The following is an 11,688-nucleotide window of genomic DNA, read 5'->3' as shown; positions in this document are numbered from 1 at the left end:
GTGGTGACACGTGGAGCTGACAGATACTAATAGATCGAGGACTTAACCTATATTCTAATGTGAAAAATGAACATTGTTATCTAGTTTTGAGAGAACATTCTCTCCATCAGGTTTGGTGGCGATAGCGAAGAGGTCACACCCGTTCCCATACCGAACACGGAAGTTAAGCTCTTCAGCGCCGATGGTAGTTGGGGGTTTCCCCCTGTGAGAGTAGGACGCCGCCAAGCTTTTTGTTTATATCCTTCCAATGGAAGAAGTTACTTTATCCATTCCGCAGTAGCTCAGTGGTAGAGCTATCGGCTGTTAACCGATCGGTCGTAGGTTCGAGTCCTACCTGCGGAGCCATGCTTCCATAGCTCAGTAGGTAGAGCACTTCCATGGTAAGGAAGAGGTCAGCGGTTCGAGCCCGCTTGGAAGCTTTCCTCTATATGATAATGGTAAATGTTAAGGTTTCTCGTTGATGAGAAGGCTTTTTTTGTTTGTTTTAAAATAAGTTGACGTTTATTGATCTTAGTTAGGCTCATGAAAATAGAAAATGACTCGAGCGATTTTGATGGAAGCTTTGCCTTAGCTTTCTACATACCCCTTCTATTTGTTCTTGATTCTTCGGCGTATTTCTTTTATCCTTACTAAAGTGATGACTTCCTCTCTTACAAAAGACTCTGTACGTTCCTCTTTTTCCCCGAAATTGAATGGTTATTGTTTTTCCCTTTCTGTATCTCCGGTTTTTATTCGCCTTCTTTTTCCTTGTACGGTATGTATATAAAAAGGAGTAGATGGTTTGAAAGATTTATTTGTAAAGCAAGAATGGTTTGGACATGTGCGTCAGGATGTGCTGGCGGGTATTTTAGTGGCCTTGGCTTTGATTCCTGAGGCGATTGCGTTTTCAATTATTGCGGGCGTTGATCCTAAGGTCGGTTTGTATGCTTCGTTTTGTATCGCGATTGTGATTTCGTTTGTTGGTGGACGACCAGGTATGATCTCTGCCGCTACTGGGGCTATGGCGCTGGTCATGGTCAATTTAATTGCAGATCATGGATTGCAGTATTTGTTCGCAGCTACGATTTTAACAGGCTTGATTCAAATTATGTTTGGATTGTGCCGTGTTTCTCGTCTGATGAAATTTATTCCGAGGTCTGTGATGGTTGGTTTTGTCAATGCGTTGGCAATTATGATCTTCATGGCCCAGCTGCCGCATTTCGTTGGGGAATCCATGGCTATGTATATCATGACAGGTGGAGCATTGTTGATCATTTATGTATTGCCGATGGTCACAAAAGTTATTCCCTCTCCACTTATTGCGATTATTGTGATGACGATGATTGCTGTATTTGGGCATATTGATGTCAGAACGGTTGGGGACATGGGAGAGCTTCCTAGCTCTTTGCCAACTTTTCTTATTCCCAATGTACCGTTTAGCTGGGAAACACTTGCTATCATTTTTCCTTATTCCTTAGCACTAGCGATGGTTGGTTTACTTGAATCTTTATTAACAGCACAGATTGTAGATGATATGACGGAAACGTCTAGTCGTAAAAATAAGGAAGCGAGAGGCCAAGGAATTGCCAATGTGGTGGCAGGATTTTTTGGCGGTATGGCTGGCTGTGCGATGATTGGTCAATCTGTGATTAATACAAAGGCAGGGGGACGAGGCAGGCTTTCTACCTTTGTGGCTGGTGCATTTTTAATGGTATTGATTTTTGTGCTCGGTGATGTGGTTGTTCAAATTCCGATGGCTGCTCTTGTGGCTGTCATGATCATGGTTTCTATTGGTACCTTTGATTGGAGTTCATTCCAGCAGCTGAAAAAGAACCCAAAAACAGATTCTCTTGTGATGCTTGTCACGGTCGTGACGGTGGTGTTCACTCATGATTTATCCAAGGGTGTTTTTGCAGGGGTGCTGCTTAGTGCCGTATTCTTTGTGGCTAAAATATCAAAACTCCATATTACCTCTACAGAAAGCCAAGCTGGTACATGGGTTTATCGAATTAAGGGTCAAATTTTCTTTGCTTCCGTGACTGAATTGATTCAAGCCTTCCATCATGGAAACGACCTGAACACGGTTGTGATTGATTTGTCTGAAGCGCGTATATGGGACGAATCAGGTGTGGCCGCGATTGAACGTGTGAAGGAAAAATATCGTACAGCTGGTGTAGAGGTGGACGTAGTTGGAATGGATACGTCTAGTCAAAAACTTATGAAACAAGTGATCGGATCTTAAAAAGACTTTTCTGTTTGTTACAATAGAACAAGGAAGAAAGTGAAGGATGGAGGTGGCCGGCATGCTTGTCCGTTTGAATCAGGTGCTCGGCCGTATGATGCCGCTCATTACGCCTGTCAGCGTGCTACTTGGTGTATTATTGGCGGCGTATTTAAAAGATTTCACCTTTTTGGTGCCTTGGGTGTTTGCTGTGATGACATTTTCAGGGAGCTTGTCATCTACTTTTTCAGCTTTAAAGCATACGGTGATGCATCCATTGCCTTTGATTTTATCGTTTGTGATTTTGCATGTGCTGATGCCCCTTTATGCATGGTCGGCGGGGCATTTGATATTTGCAGGTGATTCTATGACGATCACCGGTTTGACGCTTGCGATGGTGATTCCGACAGGTGTGTCTAGTTTAATATGGGCGGCAATGTATAAAGGGAATGTGGGGTTAACGTTATCTATCATATTAATTGATACATTGCTTTCGCCATTGATTGTACCAGTAAGCTTGTCAATCTTCGTTGGTACACAGGTCCATATGGACATGGTGGCGATCATGAAAGGACTATTCGGTATGGTGGTGCTGCCCTCTATTTTAGGGATGCTCGTTCGTCAGTATGCAAAGCCATCGGTGACAAAAGCAATGAGTCAGACCTTGGCTCCTTTTTCAAAATTAGGCTTGTTTGTTGTCGTATCGATTAACAGTTCTGTTGTCGCCCCATATTTGCGTGAACTGGATGCTGCATTTTTTAGCAAAGCAGCGACTGTCTTTTTCATTGCGATGAGTGGGTATGCTTTTGCGTGGTTGATTGGAAAGGCGATGAAATGTACCCAAGGAGAAATTGTGGCGATTGTGTATACGGGCGGTATGCGGAACATTAGCGCGGGTGCTGTGCTTGCCATTAGCTTTTTCCCGCCTGCTGTTGCTGTTCCTGTAGTGATTGGCATGCTGTTTCAGCAAGTGCTTGCAGCCTTGTTTGGCTTTTTACTTCATCGTTTCGAGCTGAAAGTACCTGCTGTGACTAAGTCTTTATCATGAAAAAACCTCCATCCTTTAAGGTGGAGGCTTTTTTGCGATTAATAGATGAGGTATTTCTTCCGTTTCTTTTCGAATGTCTTTAGGTCATGGTGGTATTGTTTCATGATGTGTTTGATGGAAGTGCCTTTATTGATTTCTTCTTTGATCCAGCTATTCCCGATGAGTTTATCAAAGCTGCCTGTTTGTAGGAATTGAAAGTCATTAGGATACAAGTCATGAATTGCTTTGATGATGGATAGACCTGTTTTGACTGCTTCGAATGATTTTCGGTCTGTGACATACAGCTGTACCCCGTGAGACAAAGTCCCGGCATGTTTTGAAAAGGTAGGGGTAAATGAGACAGGTCTAAATTGAACGCCTTTTAGTTTTAACCTATTTAAATGATCTGCTAGCTCATTGCTATTGATATATGGAGCGCCAATGAGTTCGAACGGTTTTGTCGTTCCTCTGCCTTCAGAAACGTTTGTGCCTTCGATTAATCCTGTTGCTGGGTAAACAAAGGTACTATCAACGGTCGGCATGTTAGGTGAAGGGAGGACGAACGGCAGCTTCGTGTCATCGAACGTCATGGATCGTTTCCAATGTTTCATTTTGATCACTTTTACATCAGCGTTGATATGAAACTCTTTGTTAAACATGTATGCAAGTTCTCCAGTTGTCATCCCATGTCTTAATGGGATGGGATAGAGACCTACAAAAGAGGCGTGTTCTGGCTCTAATACGGGTCCTTCTACTTTTAGCCCGCCTATGGGGTTTGGACGATCTAAGACAACAAATGGAATGTTGTTTTCCTTAGCTGCTTCCATTGCATACGCCATCGTGTAAATATAGGTGTAATAACGAGTACCAACGTCTTGAATATCAAATAGCAGGACATCTACATTTTTGAGCATTTCAGGAGTTGGCTTTCTTGTTTTTCCATAAAGAGAGTAAACAGGCAGGCCCGTTTTTTCGTCGGTATACGATTCGACGCCTTCTCCTGCTTGTGCATCACCGCGGACGCCATGTTCAGGCCCATACAAGGCAGTCAGTTTAATATCGGGGTGTTCAAATAGCAGATCGACACTGCTTTTCATGTTTGCATCAATGCCTGTAGGATTCGTAATAAGCCCTACTTTTTTCCCTTTAAGCCAAGAGAGGTTACTTGAGAGTAATGTTTCGATACCTGTTTTGACTGTTGCTTTTTTTCCTTTTGTATCTGTTCGTTCTGAATCTGCGGGGGAGGCGGCGGTCAATGTGCTGATCATGAGAATGCTAGCGAGTATCAAGCTTGCTGTCTTTTTCAAGAGAATCCCTCCTATTTGATCTGTTTTCCTTTTAAATTGAGTCCATAGCCAAATGGGTAAAGGGTTTGATTAGGATGAGTGACTGATGGGATAGCGACGGGTAATTTCCCTTTAGGTGAGGCCGCTCCAAAAACCACTTCTAGTCCCGCAGGAATATTCGGTTGATTGAATTGTCCGTTTGAGTACCCTTTAAAACCGTACACAGCCAGTAAGGCGTCGGCTTCCTCGAAATTTGCCGCATCATAAGGGTTTCTAAGACTCATGATGACCAATTTTTTGTTTTGTGCTGCTGCTTCTTTCATGACAGCACGAGGGAAGGCCGTTGCCCATTTTTTCGGATCCTGTACACCGTCATCAATGACGCCATCATTCACAGCCGGGTCATTTTGGACAACGTAAGAGCCGGTAATGACATAGTCAGCATCTTGAATGAGTTTGGCTGTTTCTTTGGAGAAGCTCTTATCTGCAAATGCGTATGATTGGATACGCACAGGTTTGATCTTTTTTTGTTTGATTAGTGATTCAATTGTGACGGACATTGCTTTTGTTTGATCTTCGTACGGTGCCATGAACAAGATTTTGTCATTCTTTTTAGGCTTAAAAGGCAAGGTTTTGTCGTTGTTTTTAAGGAGAGTGATTCCTTCGCGTGCCATTTTTTGTTCTGCTTTTCGGTGCGACTTTTGACCAACGAGCTGTGTGGCTTTTTTGATTTTCTTCTCAAGGCTTACTGATTTATTGGCGGAAATGATGCCGCGTTTGATCTTTAATTGAAGGATTTTTTCGACAGATTGATTGATCTGGGACATTGGAATTTCGTTTGTGAGAACTGCTCTTTTTAAAGCATTGAACACATTCTCTAGGTTTTTTTCTGTCTTTAAGGACGTGACAGGTGCTGGCATGAGGGCAATGTCGACGCCTGCTTTAATAGCCATTACCACAGCTTCTTCCTGTCCGAAGTTATCTGCAATCGCTTTCATATTGAGGGCGTCTGTTACAACCACTCCTTGAAAGCCCATGTCTTCTTTTAATAAGTTTGTGATGACTTTTTTTGATAAGGTTGCTGGAACCATAATGTCCTCGCCATCTTTTTTGCTTTTATACGTTGTGTCATCAATGGCTGGGAATTGAACATGAGCGGTCATGACCATATCTGCCCCTGCGTTGATTGCTTGTTGAAATGGATACAGCTCCACCTTTTTAAGACGATCTAGATCATGTTCGACAAGCGGAAGACCGTAGTGACTATCAACAGCTGTATCACCATGTCCTGGGAAATGCTTTAATGTGGAAATGGTCTTTTCCTTTTGAAGTCCTTTCATGGTTTGCAGACCAAGTTTCGTGACAAGTTCAGGGTCAGAGCTAAAGGAACGGACACCGATGACGGGGTTATTCGGGTTATTATTTACATCAAGAACAGGAGAGAAATTTGTATTGATACCTAGAGCGTTTAATTCTTTGCCGATGATTTTACCAGTATCATAAGCATTTTTCTTACTTCGAGAGGCACCAATCGACATATTTCCTGGGAAATGTGTTCCCTTTTGTAGTCTTGTGACGATTCCGCCTTCTTGATCAATGGAAATGAGTAAAGGAATGTTGGGTGATGCTTGTTGAAATTCATGTATGAGTTTGACGGTTTGTTTCGTATCAACGACATTTTCTGCAAATAATATGACACCGCCTAAATGATATTTCTCTACAAGGTGAGAGACTTCTTTATTCATTTTTGTGAAGCCTGTAGGAGCGGATTCACCTTCTGCTTGCCAATTGCGAAAGTCTGGCATGAGCATTTGGCCAATTTTTTCATCCAAGGACATGTCCTGAACCATTTGTTTGGCAGTTGGGAGAGGGGCGGAGCTCACCTTTTCCGTTGGAATGGAAGAGGTGAGCAGGGCCAAAACGAGTGCAGCGGGGAACAGAGCTTTTAACATCGAATTCCTCCTTTTACTTAAAAGATTCGTAGATTGCAGTCATGATGCTTCCATAAGTACCAGTTGGGAAAAGGTCACCTTCAAATTGATTTGGGTTGACTTCAGGTGAAACGACGGGTGAATGTTTTTTATTTGTCAGCAAGACGACGCCTAGATTGTGTTTTGGATCAATCAAAGTCATCGTTCCGGTCCAGCCTGTGTGTCCATACGCTTCTTTACTTGCGTATTTCCCAAACATCCATTCCATGTCAGTATTGCCGTTTTTCCGCCAGCCTAGCCCGTAAGTTGGGTTCGTGTCTGATGATTCCGTAAAGAGATCGATAGAAGCTTGGTCAAAGATGGTTGTTTTCCCATAGCCTCCTTTATTGAGCATCAGCTGAAGCAGTACGGCCATATCTGATGTATTAGAGAAAAGTCCAGCATGTCCGGAGACACCTGCCATTGAGTAATAGGCTTTCTCATCGTGGACTTCACCTAGCAGGGTGTACCTGCGAATGTTTTCAAAATCAATGACACCATCTCTTGTATTGCCTAGACGCTCGGTTGCTGCAAAATGCTTTGGCTTGAATCCCTTTTTCAGCGGATTGAACATGGTATGTTTTAGACCAAGCGGTCGATAAATCGTCGACTCTACATATTGATCAAGTGGCATACCGGTTTTTTTCTCAATGATCATGCCTAACAGCATGTAATCAATATCACTATAAATATGCTGAGTGCCTGGCTTGTATTGCAGAGGTACCTTTGGCAGCCATTTCATGGTTGTTTGTCTATCTTGAGAGAAAAAAGAGCCCGCTTGCTCTTTGCTATAAAATAAAACACTGGAAGGCAGTCCGGCAGAATGGGTGAGAAGATCCTTGACTCGAAGCTGATCTTTGCCGGTTACCTTTGCATCTGGTTCATCTTGAAAGTCAGGCAGGATGGTTTGTATTTTTTCATTTACATCTAGTTTTTGTTCATATACTAGCTTTTGCAGGGCATAGTTGGTGGCATACATTTTTGTATTGGATGCCAAATCGAACAGTGTGTTCTTTTTCATTTTCTTATAGAATTTGAGTTCTGTTGTCCCTTTATATTTTTGTCTGTAGCCATAGGCTTTTTGATGGACGATCTGACCATCCTTGATAATGATGAGTGCTGCCCCTGGAAACCCTGCTTTGATATCGTTTTGAATCATGTGATCAACCTTCCTAAGCTGCCTAGAAGAAAAACCTACTTGTTCCGGTCGTTTTGCTTTTTTTAAGACGGGATATTCTTCAGGTGCTGTTTTAGACAAAGACGATACAGGATGGGAGCTAGTTGCAAATGTTTGCACTGGTAACCCTAGGAGCATGAACAGACTTGTGATGATGAGAAAATATTTCTTCAAGAACTAGACCTCCTATTGCTTATTTTCCTCGAATTCAACAGCCATATCATCATGAAATCCGAATAAGTATGTGAAGATAAATCCAGCGACATATGCAATGAAGAGACCTATTAAGTAAAGCAGCATTTGATGTGTGTGAACGATAAAGGTTAATGGGAGACCTGATACCCCGATTGCTTTAGTGGCGATTTGGAAATAGGCTTGAAATGCTCCGCCGATTCCAGCGCCGAGACAAGCAGTGAGGAAGGGTCTTCCGAGCGGGAGTGTGACACCGAAAATGAGCGGTTCTCCAATTCCAAGCATTCCTGAAGGAAGTCCGCCTGCAATGGCTCTTTTCAGATTTTTCTTTTTTGTTTTCATATAAATGGCAAAGGCAGCACCGACCTGTCCTGCGCCTCCCATAGCGAGGATTGGCAGAAGCGGGTCATCTCCAATTGAATTAATCAGTTCCATATGAATAGGTGTTAGGCCTTGGTGAAGTCCAGTGACAACAAGAGGAAGGAAGGTCGCACCAAGAACAAATCCGGCAAAAATACCGCCAATGTTTAATAGATAAGTAAGTCCAGAGGTGATGGCATCAGATATAAATCCGCCGACTGGCATGAAGATAACGTACGTGAAAATGCCTGTAATGAGTAGTGTGATGGTTGGTGTGACGATGATATCGAGTGATTGCGGGACGAAGCGTCTGATCCGGGTTTCAACAAGTGCCATAAAAATAGCTGCAAGAAGAACACCGATAAGTCCGCCTCTACCTGGTAGAATATTAGTGCCAAATAACATAATATCAGCGGCAGCTGGGTTAATGATGAGAATACCTGCTAATGCGCCTAATGCAGGAGAGCCACCAAATTCTTTTGCGGCGTTTGTTCCTACTAATATACCGAGATAAGCAAACAAGCCTGAGCCTATAACGGTTAGGATAATCGCAGCTTGAGATTTTTCATCGAGCCAGCCTGCTTGCACGACCGCTTTTGTAATACCCGTTATAAGACCCGATGCAACGAGTGCTGGAATAATGGGAATGAAAATGCTGGCGATCCGCCGTAAGAACAGCTTGAATGGTGTGCGGTTCTTTTGTGAAATGGCTTGTTTGTTTTTCTGTGCTTCGTTGTTTAAGTCATATGAACCTGAGGCTTTGAGCAGCTGTTCAAATGCACTTGATACTTGGTTAACAACACCTGTGCCTAAAATGATTTGCAGTGTTTCCGCTTCGACGACGCCAATGACGCCATCGAGTTCTTTGATCGCGGTAGTTTGCACTTTTTCACGATCAATGGGTGTAATTCGGAGACGTGTCATACAATGTGTGTGGGAAGAGATGTTTTCAGAACCACCACAGAGTGAAAGGATGTCTTTCGCCAACTGCTGATATTTCTTTTGATGACTCATGTTGAATCCCCCTTTGTTTTTCGTTTCATGGAGCGGATGGCATGCCTTGTTTTGTCAATATATTGTGCCGTCTGTTCATATTGACGAGAGGCTAAACTGAGGAACAAGACATCGATTAAATAGAGCTGTGCCATTCTAGAGGAAGTGGCAGCACTACGAAAAGGTGCTTCATTGGAACCGGACGTTGATAGATGGACATCACACAATGCAGAAACGCTTGTATGCCCTGGATGCGTTAAAGCAATGGTTTTCACTTCATTTTCTTTTGCGAGCTGAAGGGCTTGGATGATGTCTAACGTTTCTCCAGAAAAGGATATACCGAACACAATGTCATTCTTTCCAGCATTTGCGATGACCGTAGATGCGATGTGCATGTCAGTAAAGGCTGTAGCTGCATAATTGATTCTGAGAAATTTCTGCTGGGCATCAGCTGCGACGATGCCAGATGCACCCACACCGATAAAATGGATTTGGTTTGCATTCAGTAGCAGTTGAACAGCTTTTTCTAAAGCTTCTACATTTAAAATAGAGGCTGTATCTTTGATCGATTGAATGGTGTTTCCTGCTGTCTTTTGAATAATGGATTGAAGTGGTTCATCTTGTTCGATATCCCGGTAGCCTTGTTTATCAGTGTGCATTAAGTCTCCAGCGATCCGCATTTTCAAATCGTGATAGCCATCCAGCCCGAGAGACTTACAGAGGCGGATGACGGCAGAGCTGCTTGCGCCGGCAGCCTGACTGATTTCATGCACTGTGCTTTTAATGACTTTGTCAGGATGGGCAAGGATATAGTCTGCAATGATTTTTTCAGATTGGGGAAGCTTTGATTTCATTGTGTGTAGTAGGGTGAGTCCGCCTGCTGACATGAGTTTCCTCCTTTAAGATTGATGACGTAAGATGGCTTTGTCGATGTGACCATCTGCTTTGTTGAGCAGGTCTTTGGCTGTCTTTTTATCTGTTTTGGTTTGGAGCATGACGATGGCTGTTTTAACTTCTAAATCGGCTGCTTCAAGGGCTTTTACGGCTTGTTCGTAGGAAGCATTGGTCACATGCTGAATGATGGTGATGGCGCGTTCTTTCAGTTTATGATTGCTTACTTTTACATCTACCATCAGGTTTTCATATACTTTGCCTTGTCTGATCATGACAGAGGTGGAAAGCATATTTAAAATCATTTTATGAGCGGATGCGGCTTTCATTCGTGTTGATCCAGTGATGGCTTCTGCTCCTACGACGACTTCAATGGCGCAGTCTGCTAGTTCGCTAATCTCTGCTTGTTCATTGCAGCTGAGGGCTACTGTTTTTGCTCCAATGGTTCTAGCATAGTTTAAAGCGCCAATGATATAGGGTGTTCTACCGCTCGCCGCGATTCCGACAACCGTATCTTTTGATGTTAGGTGAATGTGTTCTAAATCTTTTTGACCAGCTTCTTCACTGTCTTCCACATCTTCTGCTGCATGTGAAAAGGCAGAGTCTCCACCGGCCATGATGCCTACGATGACATCAGGTGAAATGCTATAGGTAGGTGGACATTCGACCGCATCCATTACCCCAATTCTGCCACTTGTTCCAGCGCCTAGATAAATGAGTCTGCCCCCATTCGAGATGGATTCAAAGGCCAAGTCACTTGCTGTCTTTACGTCTGGAAGGACACGGTTGACGGCTTGAGCGACCTTCATATCTTCCGCATTTATCATTTGGAGTATTTCTAGCGGGCTTGCTTGTGAAATTCTCATGGTGTTAGGGTTTCTTGATTCTGTTGTCAAAGAACGCAGTTGAGATGGCTGCATGTGACATACCTCCTTATTTCTTCATTTTCAGTATATTTAGTATGACATGAAATTTCAATATTATATTTAAATACTGAAATTATATTTCAATCGAAATGTTGTGCTGATGAGGGTTGAATAGTTAGAAAATAAAAAAAATAAAAATCCCCTTTACAAAAGGGGGACAACCTGTATATAATAACTTTTGTCAGCTTCACGGAAACAGTAAACTTGACAAACTGGCCCGTTGGTCAAGCGGTTAAGACACCGCCCTTTCACGGCGGTAACACGGGTTCGAATCCCGTACGGGTCACCATCATGTGGAGGATTAGCTCAGCTGGGAGAGCATCTGCCTTACAAGCAGAGGGTCGGCGGTTCGAGCCCGTCATCCTCCACCATATGCCGGTGTAGCTCAACTGGTAGAGCAACTGACTTGTAATCAGTAGGTTGGGGGTTCAAGTCCTCTTGCCGGCACTGTTTTTCTTTTATCAATTCCATATGTGGAGGGGTAGCGAAGTGGCTAAACGCGGCGGACTGTAAATCCGCTCCCTCCGGGTTCGGCGGTTCGAATCCGCCCCCCTCCACCATTTTTGGGCTATAGCCAAGCGGTAAGGCAACGGACTTTGACTCCGTCATGCGTTGGTTCGAATCCAGCTAGCCCAGTTAAGACACCTTTTTTAAAAAGGTGTCTTT

The 11,688-nt window shown here is 43.4% G+C and carries 8 protein-coding genes, 7 tRNA genes and 1 rRNA gene; 10 read left to right on the top strand and 6 right to left on the bottom strand.

Annotated features, from left to right (window positions below):
• Nucleotides 1-111 precede the first annotated feature (111 nt).
• From rrf to M2369_RS10185, 5 genes are all read left to right on the top strand, one after another.
• Nucleotides 112-227: ribosomal RNA gene (rrf, locus tag M2369_RS10205) — 5S ribosomal RNA — on the top strand.
• 43 nt (nt 228-270) lie between these two features.
• Nucleotides 271-345 (top strand) — tRNA-Asn (locus M2369_RS10200).
• Nucleotide 346: 1 nt separating this feature from the next.
• Nucleotides 347-419 (top strand) — tRNA-Thr (locus M2369_RS10195).
• A gap of 362 nt (nt 420-781) precedes the next feature.
• On the top strand, nt 782-2,221 hold the full coding sequence (locus M2369_RS10190; RefSeq protein ID WP_212362069.1) for a SulP family inorganic anion transporter: 1,440 nt from the start codon (nt 782-784) through the stop codon (nt 2,219-2,221).
• A gap of 61 nt (nt 2,222-2,282) precedes the next feature.
• Nucleotides 2,283-3,248, top strand: coding sequence for a bile acid:sodium symporter family protein (locus M2369_RS10185; RefSeq protein WP_236551954.1), 966 nt, complete (start codon nt 2,283-2,285; stop codon nt 3,246-3,248).
• A gap of 38 nt (nt 3,249-3,286) precedes the next feature.
• On the opposite strand, the gene M2369_RS10180 is transcribed toward M2369_RS10185, so the two are convergent.
• Genes M2369_RS10180 through murQ form a run of 6 tightly spaced genes read right to left on the bottom strand, consistent with a single transcriptional unit; the run spans nt 3,287 to nt 11,016 of the window.
• Nucleotides 3,287-4,495: an exo-beta-N-acetylmuramidase NamZ family protein gene (locus M2369_RS10180; protein ID WP_396126109.1), complete on the bottom strand. Its 1,209-nt coding sequence runs from the start codon at nt 4,493-4,495 to the stop codon at nt 3,287-3,289.
• 50 nt (nt 4,496-4,545) lie between these two features.
• A complete protein-coding gene (locus M2369_RS10175) occupies nt 4,546-6,465 on the bottom strand; it encodes a glycoside hydrolase family 3 protein (RefSeq protein ID WP_259254133.1) in 1,920 nt (639 codons plus the stop codon).
• Nucleotides 6,466-6,478: 13 nt separating this feature from the next.
• Nucleotides 6,479-7,834 carry a penicillin binding protein PBP4B gene (gene pbp4b / locus M2369_RS10170; protein WP_060832001.1) on the bottom strand — a complete coding sequence of 452 codons (1,356 nt, stop codon included), beginning with the start codon at nt 7,832-7,834 and terminating at the stop codon, nt 6,479-6,481.
• A 12-nt stretch (nt 7,835-7,846) separates the two neighbouring features.
• Nucleotides 7,847-9,226, bottom strand: coding sequence for a PTS transporter subunit EIIC (locus M2369_RS10165; RefSeq protein WP_259254132.1), 1,380 nt, complete (start codon nt 9,224-9,226; stop codon nt 7,847-7,849).
• Nucleotides 9,223-10,092: a MurR/RpiR family transcriptional regulator gene (locus M2369_RS10160; protein WP_007498558.1), complete on the bottom strand. Its 870-nt coding sequence runs from the start codon at nt 10,090-10,092 to the stop codon at nt 9,223-9,225. The genes M2369_RS10165 and M2369_RS10160 overlap by 4 nt, the downstream gene beginning before the upstream one ends.
• Before the next feature lie 12 nt (nt 10,093-10,104).
• The gene (murQ, locus tag M2369_RS10155; protein ID WP_045035284.1) at nt 10,105-11,016 is read right to left on the bottom strand and encodes an N-acetylmuramic acid 6-phosphate etherase; all 912 of its coding nucleotides are present in this window, start codon (nt 11,014-11,016) and stop codon (nt 10,105-10,107) included.
• Between the two features lie 220 nt (nt 11,017-11,236).
• Between murQ and M2369_RS10150 the strand changes: the two genes are divergently transcribed.
• The 5 genes from M2369_RS10150 to M2369_RS10130 all read left to right on the top strand — a co-directional run bounded on the left by M2369_RS10150 (nt 11,237) and on the right by M2369_RS10130 (nt 11,658).
• A tRNA-Glu gene (locus M2369_RS10150) sits at nt 11,237-11,311 on the top strand.
• A gap of 6 nt (nt 11,312-11,317) precedes the next feature.
• A tRNA-Val gene (locus M2369_RS10145) sits at nt 11,318-11,393 on the top strand.
• Between the two features lie 3 nt (nt 11,394-11,396).
• Nucleotides 11,397-11,469 (top strand) — tRNA-Thr (locus tag M2369_RS10140).
• A gap of 28 nt (nt 11,470-11,497) precedes the next feature.
• Nucleotides 11,498-11,582: transfer RNA gene (locus M2369_RS10135), tRNA-Tyr, on the top strand.
• A 4-nt stretch (nt 11,583-11,586) separates the two neighbouring features.
• Nucleotides 11,587-11,658 (top strand) — tRNA-Gln (locus M2369_RS10130).
• The last annotated feature ends 30 nt before the right edge of the window (nt 11,659-11,688 follow it).

It is taken from the genome of Bacillus sp. JUb11, from assembly GCF_024807925.1.
GTDB lineage: Bacteria > Bacillota > Bacilli > Bacillales > Bacillaceae > Bacillus > Bacillus altitudinis.
The sequence above is the reverse complement of the archived record's forward strand: the minus strand, read 5'-3'. Positions and strand labels throughout refer to the sequence as shown.